At 42.2% G+C, this 18248-nt stretch carries 14 protein-coding genes; 4 read left to right on the top strand and 10 right to left on the bottom strand.

The window, feature by feature from the left end:
• Positions 1 to 6: 6 nt before the first annotated feature.
• From AC3E8G_RS05290 to AC3E8G_RS05265, 6 genes are all read right to left on the bottom strand, one after another.
• Positions 7 to 360 (bottom strand): diacylglyceryl transferase, encoded by a 354-nt coding sequence (locus AC3E8G_RS05290; protein WP_490677189.1) that lies wholly within the window; start codon positions 358 to 360, stop codon positions 7 to 9.
• Positions 361 to 463: 103 nt separating this feature from the next.
• Positions 464 to 1087, bottom strand: a complete 624-nt coding sequence (locus AC3E8G_RS05285) for an NAD(P)H-dependent oxidoreductase (protein ID WP_490677188.1) — start codon at positions 1085 to 1087, stop codon at positions 464 to 466.
• Between the two features lie 94 nt (positions 1088 to 1181).
• On the bottom strand, positions 1182 to 1679 hold the full coding sequence (locus tag AC3E8G_RS05280) for a GNAT family N-acetyltransferase (RefSeq protein WP_490677187.1): 498 nt from the start codon (positions 1677 to 1679) through the stop codon (positions 1182 to 1184).
• A gap of 30 nt (positions 1680 to 1709) precedes the next feature.
• Positions 1710 to 2486: a hypothetical protein gene (locus AC3E8G_RS05275; RefSeq protein WP_272078468.1), complete on the bottom strand. Its 777-nt coding sequence runs from the start codon at positions 2484 to 2486 to the stop codon at positions 1710 to 1712.
• 107 nt (positions 2487 to 2593) lie between these two features.
• A complete protein-coding gene (uvrB, locus tag AC3E8G_RS05270; protein WP_490677186.1) occupies positions 2594 to 4582 on the bottom strand; it encodes an excinuclease ABC subunit UvrB in 1989 nt (662 codons plus the stop codon).
• Positions 4583 to 4876: 294 nt separating this feature from the next.
• Positions 4877 to 5824 carry a CPBP family intramembrane glutamic endopeptidase gene (locus AC3E8G_RS05265; protein ID WP_490677185.1) on the bottom strand — a complete coding sequence of 316 codons (948 nt, stop codon included), beginning with the start codon at positions 5822 to 5824 and terminating at the stop codon, positions 4877 to 4879.
• Between the two features lie 261 nt (positions 5825 to 6085).
• Here AC3E8G_RS05265 and AC3E8G_RS05260 point away from each other — a divergent pair, with 261 nt between their 5' ends.
• The 3 genes from AC3E8G_RS05260 to AC3E8G_RS05250 all read left to right on the top strand — a co-directional run bounded on the left by AC3E8G_RS05260 (position 6086) and on the right by AC3E8G_RS05250 (position 10337).
• Positions 6086 to 8290, top strand: coding sequence for an ABC transporter substrate-binding protein/permease (locus tag AC3E8G_RS05260; RefSeq protein WP_414285882.1), 2205 nt, complete (start codon positions 6086 to 6088; stop codon positions 8288 to 8290).
• Positions 8290 to 9030 carry an amino acid ABC transporter ATP-binding protein gene (locus AC3E8G_RS05255; protein ID WP_048690604.1) on the top strand — a complete coding sequence of 247 codons (741 nt, stop codon included), beginning with the start codon at positions 8290 to 8292 and terminating at the stop codon, positions 9028 to 9030. Before AC3E8G_RS05260 ends, AC3E8G_RS05255 begins: the two co-directional genes overlap by 1 nt.
• Positions 9031 to 9182: 152 nt before the next feature.
• Positions 9183 to 10337 (top strand): MFS transporter, encoded by a 1155-nt coding sequence (locus tag AC3E8G_RS05250; protein WP_414285881.1) that lies wholly within the window; start codon positions 9183 to 9185, stop codon positions 10335 to 10337.
• A 38-nt stretch (positions 10338 to 10375) separates the two neighbouring features.
• Here the strand turns inward: AC3E8G_RS05250 and AC3E8G_RS05245 are convergent, their stop codons facing one another.
• From AC3E8G_RS05245 to asnS, 4 genes are all read right to left on the bottom strand, one after another.
• Positions 10376 to 12112: an ABC transporter ATP-binding protein gene (locus tag AC3E8G_RS05245; RefSeq protein WP_414285880.1), complete on the bottom strand. Its 1737-nt coding sequence runs from the start codon at positions 12110 to 12112 to the stop codon at positions 10376 to 10378.
• The gene (locus AC3E8G_RS05240) at positions 12109 to 13845 is read right to left on the bottom strand and encodes an ABC transporter ATP-binding protein (RefSeq protein WP_414285879.1); all 1737 of its coding nucleotides are present in this window, start codon (positions 13843 to 13845) and stop codon (positions 12109 to 12111) included. The genes AC3E8G_RS05245 and AC3E8G_RS05240 overlap by 4 nt, the downstream gene beginning before the upstream one ends.
• Before the next feature lie 116 nt (positions 13846 to 13961).
• Positions 13962 to 15161, bottom strand: coding sequence for an MFS transporter (locus AC3E8G_RS05235; RefSeq protein ID WP_414285878.1), 1200 nt, complete (start codon positions 15159 to 15161; stop codon positions 13962 to 13964).
• 271 nt (positions 15162 to 15432) lie between these two features.
• Positions 15433 to 16776 carry an asparagine--tRNA ligase gene (asnS, locus tag AC3E8G_RS05230; RefSeq protein WP_490677184.1) on the bottom strand — a complete coding sequence of 448 codons (1344 nt, stop codon included), beginning with the start codon at positions 16774 to 16776 and terminating at the stop codon, positions 15433 to 15435.
• A gap of 295 nt (positions 16777 to 17071) precedes the next feature.
• On the opposite strand from asnS, the gene AC3E8G_RS05225 reads away from it, so the two are divergent.
• Positions 17072 to 18124: a cell surface protein gene (locus AC3E8G_RS05225; protein WP_414285876.1), complete on the top strand. Its 1053-nt coding sequence runs from the start codon at positions 17072 to 17074 to the stop codon at positions 18122 to 18124.
• The last annotated feature ends 124 nt before the right edge of the window (positions 18125 to 18248 follow it).

The raw sequence follows: 18248 nt of genomic DNA, 5'->3' as shown, positions 1-18248 counted from the left end.
CTTGCCTTAAATAATAATCAGAAGAATATGAACCCCCAATCGTAACCAATGATCAACGAGTGGCGTATCCGGATCACTTTTTTTGCTATCTAAGTATAGGCCAAGAGATAACAAAAGCAAAGCAAGAGCAATGACTATTTTCAGAGATAGCATCATACCACCAATAGCAAGAGTAGCTAGAAAGCCAAAAAATGGCAACGGACTAAATAAAAATGACAAAAAACTGAAATAGAGCATAAACGAAGAGAGTATCAATAAGCCGTAAACAATCAACTTAGTAAAAATTGAGACTCTTTTACCTTCTCTTTTCATTTTTGATAGTGAATAAATGACATAGATCATATAGATAAAAAGTAACATAATGAATCATTCCTATGTTTTATAGATTATGTTAATAGTTTAACTAAAACCTATTAAAAATACAACTAAAGACACTAACTTATCAGTAGTCTCCTGTCTCTGATCAAAGTTTCTTCACTTCTGCTGCTACCTTTTGGAGATGCTGTTCCCGCATGCTAGCGGTGTTCACATCTCGTCCGACTTCACCCAAGATGCAGACACGCTTTGTTTTAATCCCACAATGGTTCAAGACCGCATTCTTCAAAACAGAGATGCCATAACTATCTGGAATGTTGAGAGGGCCTGAAAAGATCTTGTACCACCAAGTGGGTGCCATCGAAGTCGCATAAATACTAGCCGTTTTTCCTTTAAGCAACTTCTTAAATTGCTTGCCTCTCAGGTAATTCCAGATAAAGCTTCCCTGATCATTGGCCAAGTAAGTAATCCCAGGTGTGAAGACCCGATCGATCCAACCTTTCATGAGACTCGGCATACTACTCCACCAGATAGGATAAACAAAAATGAAATGATCTGCCCATTGGATTAATTCCTGAGAACGAAGGATAAACGGATCTTCCTCCATCCGTTTTCGGTAACCATAGCGAAGGACCGGGTCAAAGTCCTCTTCATTGAGATTAATAGTTATAATCTCATGACGGCTTGTATCCAAATTGCCTACAATTGTTTGAAAAATCGCTTGGCAGTAACTTTCCTTATCAGGGTGCCCATTGATAACTAGAATTTTCATAAGTTCTCTCCTTTAACTCTTCTTTTCGTTCTATCTCTTTCACTCATTATACTTGATTAATTGATAATGGCTCAAAGATTGATAGATACATCCTCTAGAAATTTTTATTTGAAGAACACATCATCCGCAATTCCTTAACAGGTTTTCCAAGTTCAAGTATTTTTTCTTGGCCATCAAAAGTAAAACCCATTTTTTGATAGAAAGCAATGGCTCGCTTATTCTCTTTTAATACCCATAAGAAAATTTCAGAGAAATGCTCAAGAGCACTCAGAGCTTCCGTCATTAATTTCTGAGCAATACCTTTTCCGTAATAGTCTTTTAAAACATATAAGGCAATGATTTCACCAGCTTGAATAGTCTCACCACGAAAGTTTCCATAACTGATAAACCCAACTACCTTCATGCCATCCATCGCGATCAATGTATTTTCTGGATATTTTTGACTAAAGAATCGACATCTTTCTAATGTCATCGTATCCTGAAATTCTGCAGGTAAAAGGTCGTCATAAGCCTCTCTCCACGTTTGCCAATGAACGAGGGACTTACCTTCTATCTCCTCTGCTGTCACCATTGGTTTTATTGTGATGACCATTTGTTTCCTCCTTGAATAAATCTATCTCAATTATTCTGCCTGAAAACCATTGCTATCTAATTTCCCATTTTCTCCCCAAACAACTACATAAACATTTTTGGGTAAGCTAGTAAAATCAATATAGTCAGTTAGACTCGCTCCTTCAGGAATATCACCTTCCAGATTGAGATACAAATTCAATTGAGCCTCATACTTTTCTGATAATTGGATCATATCTTTTCTCAATTTCTTTATTTCATCTGCTGAAGCATCATACTTCTCTGTCTTGGGATTATACTTTAGTTCTTTTTTTATTTGAACCAAATCACGATAAAACCCTTTTTGGTCGTCAGTTACATCGTAATCTAAATCTGTACTCAGCTTCTTAAATTTCACTGGCTTTAGAACAGACTCTTTGTCAAAATATAAGGTATTCAACATAGGATGGGAATTTGTATCTAGGACATAAGAAAAGATAAGATCTGTTAATATCAAAGATGGTTTATCATCACTATTAGCGTAATAGGAATAAGTCCTATCTTCTAACTTCTCTGTTAAAATTTTCTCTGCACCTTCTGCCAATTGAACTTTTACATTATATTGATAAGTAACATGACTAACCCAAGTTGGAATCTCTATTTTCTTAACCTTCAACCCTAAATTATCTTCAAAAGCTGTGTTCACAACATATTCAATATGCTGCTTTTCCTCTTTCGTAACAAGTTTTGTCGGCATAAATGCCCAAATAAATTGAACTATAGGTAAGATGCCTATCACAAAAATTGAAATAAAGAAAATAAGTATTAGTTTAATTAGATCCTTTTTCACGTGAATTCCTCCACTTAAACTTCTCTATCTTATTTATCACATAGTGACTCATTGACTAGAGATGTAATTAAGAACTTAGTTTGTAACTTTGCTATAAATTATAATTTTCAATCCAACGCCTTGACTTCCAACATCATATCACGGATTTGCGCTGCTAACTCAAAGTCAAGCACTTCGACGGCTTCTTGCATCTGGCCTTGCAGTTTCTTGACCAGTTCCTTGCGCTCTTGGCGATTGAGACTAGTGATATCCACTTCCTTGTCCTCTTCCTTGGCCACCGCCTTGGTAACAGAGATCAGGTCACGGATTTCCTTCTTAATGGTTTGTGGCACAATGCCATGCTCTTCGTTGTAGGCCATCTGAATCTGACGACGACGAGCTGTTTCATCTATCGCACGTTGCATAGATTGGGTCATGGTGTCCGCATACATGATCACGTGCCCCTCACTATTACGGGCAGCACGACCGATGGTCTGGATGAGTCCCCGCTCGTTACGGAGGAAACCTTCCTTATCCGCATCGAGGATGGCAACTAGACTCACTTCCGGTACGTCAATCCCTTCCCGAAGGAGGTTGATCCCAACCAAGACATCAAAGACGCCCAAACGCAAATCACGGATAATTTCTGTCCGCTCCAAAGTCTTAATATCCGAATGCATGTATTTGACCTTGACCCCCATTTCCTTGAAGTAGTCGGTCAAGTCTTCTGCCATCTTCTTGGTCAGGGTGGTGACAAAGGTCCGCTCTCCACGTTCCACACGCGCATTGATTTCACCCAAGAGATCGTCCATTTGTCCCATGGTAGGGCGCACTTCGACCTCAGGATCGAGTAGGCCTGTCGGACGAATGATCTGCTCGATGACAGTATCGGTTTGTTCCATCTCATAATCACCCGGTGTCGCTGACACATAGACGATCTGATGGACATGGCTTTCAAACTCCTCCCGACGCAGTGGACGGTTATCCAAGGCAGACGGTAAACGGAAACCATAGTTGACTAGCATCTCCTTCCGCGAACGGTCACCATTGTACATGCCCTTGATCTGTCCCATGGTCATGTGACTTTCATCAATCATGATGAGAAAATCTTCTGGGAAGAAATCAAGAAGGGTATAAGGAGGCTCTCCCTCACTCCGGCCATCCATGTGACGAGAGTAGTTTTCGACCCCATTGGTGTAGCCCATCTCCCGCAGCATTTCAATATCATACTCGGTACGTTGTTTTAGACGTTGAGCTTCTAAGAGTTTTCCTTCTTTTTCAAAGACTTTCAACTGCTCTTCAAGTTCTGCTTGAATCTTGGCAATGGCTACTTCCATATGATCTTCATTGGTCACGAAGTGGGTAGCTGGGAAAATGGCCAAGTGGTCCACATCTCCCAGAACCTGGCCCGTCAGAGCTTCAACCTCACGGATGCGGTCAATCTCATCCCCGAAAAACTCAACCCGAAAGGCATGCTCATCACGTGAAGCTGGGAAAATCTCGACCACATCCCCCCGAACACGGAATTTCCCCCGTTGAAAGTCGATGTCATTGCGCTCAAACTGGATGTCCACCAAGTCATTGAGCAGTTTATCACGAGAGATCTCCAGACCTGGACGCAGACTCACCACGCTATCGGCATATTCCTTCGGCGAACCCAAACCGTAAATACATGAAACAGATGCGACAACGATGACATCGTTACGCTCTAACAAAGCTGAGGTTGCTGAGTGACGTAGTTTATCAATTTCATCATTGACAGAGCTGTCCTTTTCGATGTAGGTATCGCTCGATGGCACGTAGGCTTCAGGCTGGTAATAATCATAGTAGGATACGAAGTACTCAACCGCATTTTCAGGGAAAAATTCCTTAAACTCCCCATAAAGCTGGCCTGCTAGGGTTTTATTGTGGGCAATGACCAAGGTCGGTTTATTGACTTGGGCAATGACCTGGCTCATGGTATAGGTCTTCCCCGTACCAGTCGCTCCCATCAGGATTTGCGCCTTCTCGCCACCCTCGATGTTATCCACCAACTGTTCAATAGCCTGCGGTTGATCCCCAGACGGTTGGTATTTGGAGACGAGTTTAAATTTGTTGTCTGTGATTTTATTAATCATACTTTCTTCCTTCGGCTGTACTTCCTTTATTTTACCACAATGAAGGATATTTCTCTGACTTTTGAGGAGAGGATCCTAGTACAGAAAAGGGAGTGGGACAGAAATCGGTAATTCGTTAGAATTCGATTTCGTCGTCTCACCTCCGCACAGTTGAGTAGGGCTGTACAAGCTGATGAAATCAGCGTAGTAGAGGCCACTCAACCACTGCGCCTTACTCTACAATCCAAAGACAATTGAGAGGCTAGGACTTTTGTCCCAGCCTCTCGTATTTATCATCATTTCCTATCAACCATTTCACACTTGTTCATTACCAACTCTTTCTCTTCTTTCCCCTAAGCAGTAGACAATCACTAGGGATACAAGAAGAACCAAAGTGGTAATGATCGATCCTTCTGCTCCAAATTCCCCTCCGGTCAGCCAGTCAGGTCCTGATCCCATGGTAAAGCTAAAGATAGACGCATCTGCGCCCGTTCCACTGACTTGAAAACCAAGGAGATTCCCTTGTACATAGTTCCAAGTTCCGTGTTGGGCGACCACTAGCCAGATACTATCGGTGTAGACAAGGAGCAAACCAGCTAGAACCCCATCGAGGATGATATTCAGAACGGATAAGAAGGTCACCCCTGAATTACCTAGATGGAGAAAACCAAAGAGACTACTAGAAATCGCGATCGCTAAGGGTAGATTGGCTCTTGCTGCAATCCGAGTTAGGAGCCAACCACGTGTGGCTACTTCTTCTGTACCACCTTGAAGGAGCCAAAATGGGAATAAACCTAGAATAAAAAGAATGGGTTCTAAACTTAATTCATTCAGCTCAAAAGTTCCGATTCCCCCAACCTGGTAGAAAAGGGCAATCACACCCATTTGAAGCAGTGAAATCAAGATTCCCCAACCTAGATACTTCAGCCAATTCTTTTTTATAAAACCTAAAGTCGATAAGGGATTCTTCTCAATGAACTTCACCCAAAAAATAAAGAGTAAAAGAATAAATACGAAACTGAAGAGCTCATAATAGAGAATGTAATGGTAGAAGAACTCTTGAACACCTGATCCCCCATTCCCTGGTGAAAAGAGCTCTGCTAGAAACCCTAATCCAATTGAAAAAGGTCCAAGCAATTCATTCCCCAGCCAAAGCCCACCTTCAACAAATAGGAAGGTTAAAAAGACATAGAACAGTGTAGAAATGAGCACTGGCCATGTAGTGTTAGTTTTTATATCCTGAATGATCTTCCCTTTCTTCATCATCAGCCTCCATTCACCTAATAGCTCCATTGTAACAAAGAAAACCAGATACTGCAAGACAATGTTATGTTAGATAACCTGACATGGATTGGTTGGATTTCTTGATTTTAGGTTTCATTTATGATATGATAATACTTGTAAAAAATAAATGATGAAATTCATACTTGTTTTCAGTATGAATTCTTTATTTTTTTAACCCTTTTGGGTATTCCTTCCATAGCTCATTATGAGTCTATTGGATTAGATATAAAGGAGAACGAAATGAAGAAAAAACTAGTAGCTTGTTTGCTTTTCTTATTTCCACTATTCGCCTTTGCGAGTCCAGCACAGGCTGAAACTGTTAAGGTCGTTTTCGATACGGCGTATGCGCCCTTCGAATTCAAAGACTCAGACCAAGTTTATAAAGGAATTGATGTTGAAATCTTGGATAAGGTCGCTGAAATCAACGGTTGGACCTTAGAAAAGTCATTCCCAGGCTTTGATGCAGCGGTCAATGCAGTTCAAGCTGGTCAAGCCGATGCCATTATGGCAGGGATGACCAAGACCAAGGAACGTGAGCAAGTCTTTGCGATGTCTGATACCTACTATGATACAAAAGTCGTGATTGCGACTAAGAAAGCTAACAAAATCACTTCCTATGACCAGCTTAAAGGCAAGACAGTCGGTGTTAAAAACGGTACAGCTGCTCAACGCTTCCTTCAAAAGAACAAGGACAAGTACGGTTATACGATCAAGACCTTCGATACCAGTGATTTGATGAACAATAGTTTATCAACTGGTGCAGTGAATGCCATTATGGATGACCAACCTGTTATCGAATACGCCATTAAGCAAGGCCAAGATCTTTCTATTAATATGGAAGGAGAAGCTGTCGGAAGCTTTGCCTTTGGGGTCAAAAAAGATGGGGCACATGAAAACCTCATTAAACAATTCAATACAGCTCTTGCTCAAATGAAGAAAGATGGTACGCTAGACCAAATTATTGAAAAATGGACTGGTAGCAGCCAATCATCATCTGCAACAACAACTACCTCTAGTACTTCTGTTGTTCCTGAAACGAGCACTGAAGCAGGACAAAAAGCAACTCCAAAGAAGAAAAAATACAAAATTTCTAGCGATTCCTCTTTTGCTCCCTTTGTCTTCCAAAATGATCAAAGTAAATACACTGGGATTGATATGGAATTGATTAAGGCCATTGCCAAAGACCAAGGCTTTACACTAGAAATTAGCAACCCTGGTTTTGATGCCGCCGTCAGTGATGTTCAGAATGGAAATGCGGACGGAATGATTGCCGGCATGACTGTGACAGATGCTCGTAAGGCAACTTTTGACTTCTCTGACCCATACTACACAACCAATTCGATTCTTGCCGTTCAAGAAAGTAGTAAAATTTCTTCCTACGAAGATCTAAAAGGAAAAACGGTAGGTGTCAAAAATGGGACTGCTTCTCAAACTTTCCTCGAGGAAAACAAGAGCAAGTATGGCTATAAAATCAAAACCTTCTCAGATGGGGCTTCTATGTATGACAGTTTGAACTCAGGTTCTGTAGCTGCCATCATGGATGACGAACCTGTTATCAAATACGCCATTAAACAAGGACGTAAATTCAAAACACCTATCGAAGGTACTCCAAGTGGTCAGATTGCTTTTGCTGTCCAAAAAGATTCGAACCCTGAATTGATTGAAATGTTCAACAACGGTTTAGCCAACTTAAAAGAAAGTGGCGAATACCAAAAGATCTTGGATAAGTACCTTTCAAGCGATAGCGAAGAAAGCACAGAATCTACTTCAGTGGATGAAACGACTATCTGGGGCTTGCTCCAAAACAACTACAAACAATTGTTAAGTGGACTTGGGGTCACTATTGCACTAGCACTTCTATCATTTGCGATCGCTATGGTGATTGGAATCATCTTTGGAATGTTCAGTGTGAGTCCTTATAAATGGCTTCGTTGGACAGCTGAGATCTTCGTCGATGTCATCCGTGGTATCCCACTGATGATCCTTGCTGCCTTCATCTTCTGGGGAATTCCAAATTTGATCGAGTCCATGACGGGTCACCAATCCCCAATCAATGACTTCCTTGCAGGTACCATCGCTCTCTCCCTCAATGCTGCTGCTTATATCGCTGAGATTGTTCGAGGAGGGATTCAAGCCGTACCTGCCGGACAGATGGAAGCCAGTCGAAGCCTCGGGATTTCTTATAGCAAGACCATGCGCAAGATTATCTTGCCTCAAGCTACTAAACTGATGCTTCCAAACTTCGTCAACCAATTCGTTATTGCACTGAAAGATACGACTATCGTGTCTGCGATCGGTTTGGTCGAGCTCTTCCAGACTGGTAAGATTATCATTGCTCGAAACTACCAAAGTTTCAAGATGTATGCGATCCTTGCCGTCTTCTACCTCGTCATCATTACCTTATTGACACGCTTTGCAAAACAATTAGAAAAGAGGGCTAACTAATGGCTAAATTAAAAATTGATGTCCATGACCTCCACAAATATTACGGTGAAAACGAGGTCCTTAAAGGCATCTCAACAAAATTCTACGAAGGAGATGTGGTTTGTATCATCGGACCATCTGGTTCTGGTAAATCCACCTTCCTACGCAGTCTCAATCTTCTCGAAGAAGTAACCAAGGGACAGATTACCGTGAACGGCTATGATCTTACTGATCCAAAAACCAACATTGATATCGTCCGTGAAAATGTCGGGATGGTCTTCCAGCACTTCAACCTCTTCCCTCATATGAGTGTCATCGAAAACATCATGTTTGCTCCTTTGGAGCATAAACGCATGAGTCGTGAAGAAGCTAAGGAATTAGCGATGGAACTCTTGGAAAAGGTTGGACTGGCTGACAAAGCTGATGTCTCTCCTGATAGCTTGTCAGGTGGTCAGAAGCAGCGGGTGGCCATTGCGCGTGGTCTCGCTATGAAGCCTGATGTCATGCTCTTTGACGAACCGACTTCTGCCCTTGACCCTGAAATGGTCGGGGACGTACTGAACGTTATGAAGGATTTGGCTAAGCAAGGGATGACCATGATTATCGTCACCCACGAGATGGGATTTGCGCGCCAAGTGGCCAATCGTGTCATCTTTACCGCTGATGGGGAATTCCTCGAAGATGGCAAACCAGACCAAATCTTCGACAACCCACAACACCCACGTTTGAAAGAATTCTTGGATAAAGTCTTAAACGTTTAAATAGAAATAAAAACTGGAGTTAAACCTCCAGTTTTTATTTTTCCAATTATGAAAAATATTGAAAAATTTCATTTAAATAACTTGCTAAATGAAGCAAAAAACTATACCATAGTAGAGTGTCTTTTGACCAAATATGTGACTGAAGGATGATTATGAAAAAATTATTAGAAAAGGTTAGTATCCTTTCTTTATCTCTTGTATTAACAACGTCTTTTTCGATTTCTAGTGCCCTTCCCTATATGTTCGAATACTATAAGGATCTCCCCAAAAGTCAAATCGAACTCTTGGTATCTCTTCCATCCGCAGGGATTATGGTCACCCTCTTCCTAAACACCATTATTGAACGCTATTTGGATGAGAGAAAGATGATTATTACAGGGCTCTTGATTCTCTCACTATTTGGAATGGTCCCATTCTTTAACCAAGCCTATCCTATTCTTTTCATTTCTCGTTTCATTTTTGGGATGGGGGTCGGTTTGATCAACGCTAAAGCCATCTCTATTATCAGCGAACGCTACCAGGGACGAGAACGGATCCAAACTCTCGGATTTCGTGGTTCTGCTGAGGTAGTAGGGACAGCCCTGGTCACTTTATTGGTCGGCTTCCTCCTCCAATTCGGTTGGACTTCTAGCTTTTTAGCTTACGGGGCTGGGTTAATCGTTCTGTTTCTCTTCATGACCTTTGTCCCTTATCACCAGCAAGAAGAAAGTCAGCATACACAAGCCAATCAGAAAGAACCACTCCAAAAAGAAGAATGGAAGTTAACTATTATTTTGGCCATTGTAGCCGCAATGATTGTCCTATGCAACGTCGGAGTAACTCTTCGCATCCCAAGTATTGTCGCCTACACGTTCAAGGATCAACATAATTCAGCTAGCTTCATTCTAAGTGCTATGCAACTAATCGGAATCCTAGCTGGTCTCACCTTCTCTGGCCTTGTACATTTGTTCAAGAGCAAATTGATCACTTATGCCGGGATTGCTTACGGATTCTCCATGATGGCTGTAGCCCTTTCGCCAAGTATCCCTCTTCTTGCTCTATCCGCCCTCTTCTCTGGCTATACGTATAGCACTGCCCTCACCATGGTTTTCCAAATCTTGTCAGCCAAGATTCCTGCCAAACGATTAAACCAAGTTACCTCTGTAGCCGTCTTGGGCTGTAGCTTTGGAGCGGCCATTACACCTTTCGCTCTCAATACCATCGGTCTCATCTCCGACAGCAATGCTTTTATCTTTACTGTATTAGGTATTGCTATGGCACTCCTAGCCTTCTCTCTTCTCTATCTTTTAAAAGATCAGCAGGATTAAACACAAAAGACTGGACAAAGTTCCAGTCTTTTTCTGTTTTAATTACTAGAAAGTTGGGCAGTTTGCATTTTGTAATAAACACCTCTTTGAGCCATCAACTCCGTATGATTCCCATGTTCAACGATATTTCCATCTACCATAACTAGGATGAGATCCGCATTTTCAATTGTAGACAGGCGATGAGCAATCACAAAGCTGGTCCGACCCACCATTAACTTATGAAAGGCATCTTGAATAAGCAACTCTGTCCGTGTATCAATGGAAGAGGTCGCCTCATCTAGGATCAGAATCTTAGGTACTGCAAGAAAGACCCGAGCAATGGTCAGAAGCTGTCTCTGCCCTTGAGAGAGGGACTCTCCAGCATCTGCTAGATAGGTATCATAACCATCTGGAAGCTGTTGGATAAAGAAATCAGCATTGGCAGCTTTTGCTGCTTGGACCACTTCTTCCCGACTAGCATCTGGTCGACCAAAGGCGATATTCTCATGAACCGTTCCAACTTTGAGCCAAGTCTCTTGGAGCACCATTCCAAACTGCTTGCGGTAGCTAGCAAGACTATAGTCACTTACAGGTACTTGGTCTAAGAGTAGGCGACCTTGATCCACATCATAGAATCGCATGAGAAGGTTAATCAATGTAGATTTCCCAGCTCCAGTTGGACCAACAATGGCTACCTTACTAGCCGGCGGGATGGAAATGGAGAGATCCTTTATGAGGGTCTGATCAGGGCGATAACCAAAGCTGACATGATCGAATTGGACTGCTCCTTTGACAGTCTCTTCTTGCAAGTCTCTCTTACCACTTTCTTTCACTTCCTCTTGGTCTAGGATACTATAGAGGCGCTCTGCACAAGCTAAGGCGCTCTGCAGTTCAGCAAGGACAGAGGAAATGTCATTGAAGGGTTTGGTATACTGATTGACATAGTTGAGAAAGGTCACCAACTGACCAACAGTAAAGGTCGTTCCAGATAGGATACGGAAGGCACCAAATCCCGTCACAAGCGCATAAATTAGGGCATTGACAAAGCGCGTCGCAGGATTAACGGTGGAGGAGTAAAAAATCGCTTCTTGAGAGTAACCAGCATAGTCGCCATTGATCTCGATAAACTTCCTATGAAATGCATCTTGAGCATTGAAGGCTTGAAGCAAGCTTTCTTGACTAAGAGATTCTTCAATCATCTGCGTCTGAGCCCCACGCGCCTGGGTCTGCATCCTGAAGAGATGGTAAGAACGCTTGGCAATAAAGCGGGCGATAAAGAGTGATAAGGGTGTCAAGATCAAGACCATCCCCATCATCATCCAATCCAATCGGGCCATACTAGCTATGGTCACTAAAATCGTAAGAAGACCAACAAAGAACTGACTGAAGACCATGAATAAACCATTGTTCAGTTGTTCAACGTCCGTGGTCAAGCGACTGACCAAATCTCCAGTACCTTGACGATCCAGGTAAGATAAAGGAAGGACATGAACTTTCTGGATGACCTTCTCCCTTAAATCCTTACTGTAGCGATAGATCATCTGATTGTAAATTAAAGGATTCAACCATTGAATCAAGGTTGCAAAGAGGATCACTAGACCCATTTGCAGGATAAGTGGGAGCAAAAGGTGAGCTGCATCAGGGAGCACCACTAGGTCCACTGCCCGCCCGATCAGGATAGGGATATAGACGGTTAACAAGACTTGTAAAATCGTACCCAAACTGGCTAAGATTAGCCAAATAGGCTGCTGAGTTAAGTCAGCAAGCAAGCGCCGTAAATAAGTCTTCTGTTTCATTCTGCTCCCTCCTCTCTCTTCTGTTGGGAGTAATGAATCTCTTGGTATAAAGGATTGGTTGCCACCAAGTCTTCATGACTTCCTAGGCCGACTTGACGACCTTTATCTAAGACGAGAATTTGATCAGCACTTCGTAGACTATTGGTCCGCTGCGAAATGAGGATGAGGCTCGTCTCCGTCAACTCCTCTTTTAGAGCCTGTAAGAGTCGTGCTTCTGTCAAATAGTCCAAGGCAGATGTAGAATCATCCAAGACCAAAAATGGTGCTTGGCGAAGGACAGCCCGAGCGATGGTTAAACGTTGCCGTTGACCACCAGAAAAATTCCGTCCAAAAGCTTCTACGGGAGCCTCTAGTCCTCCCTCTTTCTCACGGACGAAATCAGATGCTTGCGCAACACCCAAGGCCCACCACAACTGCTCTTCGTTCGGTTCCTCATTTAATCCTAAAGTTAGGTTTGAACGAATACTCCCTTTAAAGAGCTCTGCTTTTTGAGGAACTACTGCTACCCAGTCACGCCATTGACGAAGAGTCTTTGGATTTTCTCCATCTTTAAAAATAGTTAGACTTCCTTTACTTGCTTCATACAGATGACCTAACAATTGAACCAAAGTAGATTTACCAGCACCTGTCCCTCCTATGATTCCCAAAGTTTGGCCCTTGTTTATGGATAAGTGAATCCCTTCTAAGGATGGTTTTGCGGCTAAAGGATAGGTAAAGACAAGGTCTTGGATCTGAAGAGCCAGCTGAGGGTCAGAAACAGATACATCATCCAACTCTTGATCCAGCTCTTCACTTTTCTCATCAAAGACCTGGACAATCCGACCAGCAGCAATATAGCTTTGGTTGAGCGATGTCACCAACATCGCTAACTTCAGTAATTCCGTCAAAATTTGAAGCAGGTAATTGACCAAAGCAACCAACATTCCTTGACTGAGGGTCCCCATTTGAATAGAGGCTTTCCCTTGCCAAAGAATACAAATCAAGGTTCCATTCACGACGAGGAAAGTCAAGGGACTGATTAAACTAGACCATTTAGAGACCACTAATTGCCACTTCGTATAGTCTTGGTTGACCTCATTAAACTCTGCTTCTTCGTGAGTTGCCTGCCCAAAGGCACGGATAACCCTCATTCCTTGTAACTGCTGACGCGTGATGTTAACCATCCGGTCTGTAATTTTCCTGATGCGCGCATAAAGAGGATTGACCAGACGAGACATAAGGACAATGATTAAGGTCAAGAGGGCAACCATACCAATAAACCATAAGGTCAGTTGCGGACTAATGGTGAAGGCCATAAAGATAGATCCGAAAACGACAATCGGCGCACGGAGAAATAGACGTAAAAATAAATTAATCCCCGTTTGAATCTGATAGGTATCACTGGTTAAGCGCGTCACGAGACTTGAGGTGGTTAAACGGTCTCTTTGCTCCTTAGACAAGCTGAGAATCTTCTCATATAGGTCATTAGTCAATTCCTTGGTATAGCCAACCGCTGCTTTTGACGAATAATATTGGGCCGTTATCGCTACAAGAACCCCAAAACCAGCAAAAACAAACAAGAGAACAACCAGTCCAAGCATCCCTCCTTGATCCTGACTGGGGATGAGCTGATCGACTAGATGGGCAATTAAAAGTGGAACCAGTAATTCAAAAGTTGCTTCTAACAACTTGAAAAACGGTCCCAGTATGGTTTCTTTTTTATAATTCCTGAAGTATTTTAATAAGTCTTTCATACTAGTCGTTTTTCTTTCTAAAGGATGTACTTATTTTACCACAATTTAGAAAGATAAAAAAACTCTCCCTGCAAAGCAGAGAGAGTCGAATAATGACCTGATGAAGGCCAGCAATTTTATTCCTTCTTTATCCCCTTGTTTAAGATCTTGCCCATTTTCCCTAAACCAATCACTAAGATAGGGAAAGAGATGAGTGTTATCAGGCCTAGCACAAGAAAAACAGCTACAAATCCACAAGTATCGATCAACCAACCAGTCAGTGGGAAGATCACGATCATGGAAAGACTAAACATCATGGAGTTGATACTCAGCATGGTTGCTCGTACACTGGAAGGAAGATAAGCTTGTAACTCATTGTAGTAGATGGGTTGATAAACGGCATAAAGGGCATTGGTCAAGAGATAGACACTCAGATAGGCGAATGGAGTCCTTACACCTACCAAAAACAAGGCCACCCCTGTTAATGCAACCAAAACCGGAAAGACTTGATTACTGTTCCATTTTTTCCCGATTTGACTGGCCAGATAAACCGCTAGGAGATTGAATCCACTACCAATCAACATGATGAGCGAAACTTGCCAACTGGCTAAGTCACTGATTTTCTGTTGGTAGTAAAAATAAAACATACACATGATGGTCCCTACCAGCTGATAGGTGAGCATCCAGTAAAAAAGTACTGGTTTTTCCTGCCATTCTTGTTTCACTACTACCAATATCCTTTTTAAGGTCAAATGATTTCTTTCACCACTCTTGCTCTCTGGCTCCTTCATTAGAAAAATCAAGAGAATGGAAAGCAAGGAGAGACCAATAGCAATATAATAGGTCCAAGCCAATGCTCCATGAACAAAGAAGCCTGCCACAACGGTACCTAAAGTTCGGGTGACTTCGGCCACGCCAGACAAAAAGCTAGAAATCTGAAGATACCGGTCCTTTTGCCCTGCTTCTACCGCAGAATCGTATAAGAAAGCGGTGCTGGTTCCCGAGTCAAAATTATAAGACCAAGCACTGACCATCATAGAAATCGCATAGATCCAAAAATTCCCCTGACCAAATAAAATCAAGATAGAGGATCCAATGCTGGCCAAGCGAGCCAAATAGAGATTGGTCTTATAACTAAATCGGTCGGCCAACATACCGGATGGGATCTCACACAAGAGACTTGTCCCATGAAAGATACTCTCTAATAGACCGATTTGAAGCAAGGAAAGACCATTCTGAATAAAAAATAAAATCCAAAAACTGGTAATGCCAAAATAAGATGTAAATTCCAGACCCGCTAGGAGTGGAATATTGCCTTTGTAAGTTCTTTTAAACATTGTTTTCTCTCTTTCAATATATAGTATGACTGTTTCTAAAAGACTTACTTAGAGTTGCCTACATTTTCTCCACCTCTTTCATTTAAAGTGAGAGTGGGACAGAAATCGGTAATTCGTTAGAATTCGATTTCGTCGTCCCACCTCCGCACAGTTGAGTAGGGCTGTAAAAGCTGATGAAATCAGCGTGGTAGAGCCCACTCAACCACTGCGTCTTGCTCGATAATCCAAAGACAATTGAAAGGCTAGGACTTTTGTCCCAGCCTCATAGTTATTAAGGTTTGATACGGTGCAACATACGTGGGAACGGAATGGCTTCACGGATATGTTTTGTAGCAGCCGCGAAGGTGACCATCCGCTCGATACCGATACCAAATCCACCGTGTGGGACTGTACCGTATTTACGAAGGTCAAGGTAGAATTCATATTCTGTACGATCCATACCAAGTGATTCCATCTTCGCTACAAGGGCATCGTAGTCTTCCTCACGCATTGAACCACCGATGATTTCTCCATAGCCTTCTGGTGCGAGCAAGTCTGCACAAAGCACGCGATCTGGGTTACCAGGAACTGGCTTCATGTAGAAAGCTTTGATGTCTGATGGGTAGTTGATCACGAAGGTTGGTACACCAAAGTGGTTTGAAATCCATGTTTCGTGTGGTGAACCGAAGTCATCTCCATGTTCAAGATGTTCGTAATCCGCATCTTCATCGTTTTCATGCTCTTGCAAGAGATCAATCGCTTCATCGTAAGTAATGCGTTTGAATGGCTCTGCAATGTAGCGTTTCAAGAGCTCAGTATCACGCTCTAATGTTTCTAAGGCTTGAGGAGCACGGTCCAACACACCTTGAAGAAGGGCTTTGACATAAGCTTCTTGCAAATCAAGTGACTCATCGTGTGTCAAGTATGAGTACTCAGCATCCATCATCCAGAACTCAGTCAAGTGACGACGAGTCTTGGATTTCTCCGCACGGAATACTGGACCAAAGTCAAAGACGCGACCAAGGGCCATAGCACCAGCTTCAAGATAAAGCTGACCAGATTGGCTCAAGTAAGCTGGAGTTCCAAAGTAGTCTGTTTCAAACAATTCTGTCGAATCTTCTGCCGCATTTCCTGATAGAATTGGGCTATCAAACTTCATGAAACCATTCTTATCAAAGAACTCATAAGTCGCGTAGATAATAGCATTACGGATTTGCATGACTGCGACTTGCTTACGAGAACGAAGCCACAAGTGACGGTTGTCCATCAAGAAATCTGTTCCATGTTCTTTTGGAGTGATTGGGTAATCTTGCGATTCACCGATCACTTCGATGTCTGTAATATCCAACTCATAACCAAATTTTGACCGCTCATCTTCTTTGACAATCCCAGTCACAAAGACAGACGTTTCTTGGCTCAAGCGTTTGATGGTATCAAATTTTTCAAGACCTACTTCTTCACCGAATTTTTCGATAAAGTTTGGTTTGAAAGCTACACCTTGGAAGAAGGCAGTCCCGTCACGCAATTGCAAGAAAGCAATTTTCCCTTTTCCTGATTTGTTAGCAACCCAAGCACCGATAGTCACTTCTTGACCGACGTAGTCTTTAACTTCAATGATGGTAATCCGTTTTGTCATAATACATCTTCCTTTTCTCGTTAAACTTGTCCGAAGACATGATCACCTTTCATTTTACCACAAATAAGAGCCGATAGCTATCTCTCACAATCTAAAAATCCGGCTTTTTTTACGAAAACTGACTTTTAATAAAAAAATAAATCAACTTTTTCAAATTCTTGAACCGATTTAAATATTTTATCCTATATTTTGATTTTTCAAAGGAAAATCCTGTCATTTTAAGTCTCAATAGCAGTCATTTTTGACAAGTAAAAAGCTTGCAAGTTATACTATCAGTATGTATAAGGAGGAAAATATGAAAAAGAAAATTCAACTCACCACGGGATTGTGTGCAGCTGTTTTAGCCCTCAGTCTCGCAACAACCACTTTTGCTGATGAGCAGACAGCCCCTGTCACTGCTCCTATCTCTGAACGACAAGATACGGTTGCTCCTGTTTCAGTCATTTCAGAGAGTTCAGCTACTGCAATTACCAATGAAACAATATCCCCACTTCCGAGCGAAGAAACAGCTAGCCTGACGGCTGAGGAATCAACCCCAGCTCCTGCTGAGACTCCAGTTGATCCACGAATCTCTGAAATTCGTGTCATCCATCGTCGTCGGACTCTGAAACCAGACTTTTCACCAGTTGCATCTTCAACAGATATCGTATACAAGACAGTTAATGCCCGTGCTTTTACTGAATATGACGTCTCTGGAAATGGACCAGCAACGGTTACAGACGAAAACGGAAAAACATGGTATCGAGTAAGATATTCTGATCTCGATATCAAAGATGGATTTTCATACAATAGCGCTCCTGAAAAAGGCACTGCCACCGCGCCCGTCATTGAAGTCATCCATCTCTATGATGATATCGATTTGAATCCGGAAGTTGTAAAACGTGCTTGTTTTGTAGACGAAAAGGGACAAGAAATTGCACCTTCCCAAGAAAACAGCGTCGAGCGGAGCCTCGATTTGGCTTATGAAGCTGGTCTACCAACAGCACCCGCTCAAATCCAAGCTAATGGAAAAACTTATACCTTCCAATCAGCTGACAAAGAAGAATTGACCTCCCACAAACTTCATGTTTCTAACTTGGTTACTGTGACCTATTTCTATAAAGAAGTCACCACACCAATTGTTGAGAAACCGTCAACACCTTCTGTTCCAGAAAAACCTGTTAAAAAACTGCGTCTTCCAAAAGGAAATAACGGAGTGAAAACACGTGTACCTGTTAGTAAGAAGACTCAATCAAAACCTTCAACACCAGAAGTAAAGAAATTCCGCCTTCCAAAAGGCAACAATGGGGCTAAGACCCGTGTTCCTGTAAAAAAAGGGAACACTATTCTTTCTGTCGATTTCTTATAATTCTAAAGAAAAGAGGCTGGGACAAAAGTCCTAGCCTCTCAATTGTCTTTGGATTGTCGATCAAGACGCAGTGGTTGAGTGGGCTCTACTACGCTGATTTCATCAGCTTTTACAGCCCTACTCA

Source organism: Streptococcus sp. SCPM-O-B-15294 (M123), assembly GCF_058200455.1.
This window is presented reverse-complemented; position numbering and strand designations above follow the sequence as displayed.

Excerpts from the sequence above, each read along its gene's own strand:
- AC3E8G_RS05290 (WP_490677189.1), bottom strand. The coding sequence starts at position 360 with ATGTTACTTTTTATCTATATGATCTATGTCATTTATTCACTATCAAAA.
- AC3E8G_RS05285 (WP_490677188.1), bottom strand. The coding sequence starts at position 1,087 with ATGAAAATTCTAGTTATCAATGGGCACCCTGATAAGGAAAGTTACTGC.
- AC3E8G_RS05280 (WP_490677187.1), bottom strand. The coding sequence starts at position 1,679 with ATGGTCATCACAATAAAACCAATGGTGACAGCAGAGGAGATAGAAGGT.
- uvrB (WP_490677186.1), bottom strand. The coding sequence starts at position 4,582 with ATGATTAATAAAATCACAGACAACAAATTTAAACTCGTCTCCAAATAC.
- AC3E8G_RS05265 (WP_490677185.1), bottom strand. The coding sequence starts at position 5,824 with ATGAAGAAAGGGAAGATCATTCAGGATATAAAAACTAACACTACATGG.
- AC3E8G_RS05260 (WP_414285882.1), top strand. The coding sequence starts at position 6,086 with ATGAAGAAAAAACTAGTAGCTTGTTTGCTTTTCTTATTTCCACTATTC.
- AC3E8G_RS05255 (WP_048690604.1), top strand. The coding sequence starts at position 8,290 with ATGGCTAAATTAAAAATTGATGTCCATGACCTCCACAAATATTACGGT.
- AC3E8G_RS05250 (WP_414285881.1), top strand. The coding sequence starts at position 9,183 with ATGAAAAAATTATTAGAAAAGGTTAGTATCCTTTCTTTATCTCTTGTA.
- AC3E8G_RS05245 (WP_414285880.1), bottom strand. The coding sequence starts at position 12,112 with ATGAAACAGAAGACTTATTTACGGCGCTTGCTTGCTGACTTAACTCAG.
- AC3E8G_RS05240 (WP_414285879.1), bottom strand. The coding sequence starts at position 13,845 with ATGAAAGACTTATTAAAATACTTCAGGAATTATAAAAAAGAAACCATA.
- AC3E8G_RS05235 (WP_414285878.1), bottom strand. The coding sequence starts at position 15,161 with ATGTTTAAAAGAACTTACAAAGGCAATATTCCACTCCTAGCGGGTCTG.
- asnS (WP_490677184.1), bottom strand. The coding sequence starts at position 16,776 with ATGACAAAACGGATTACCATCATTGAAGTTAAAGACTACGTCGGTCAA.
- AC3E8G_RS05225 (WP_414285876.1), top strand. The coding sequence starts at position 17,072 with ATGAAAAAGAAAATTCAACTCACCACGGGATTGTGTGCAGCTGTTTTA.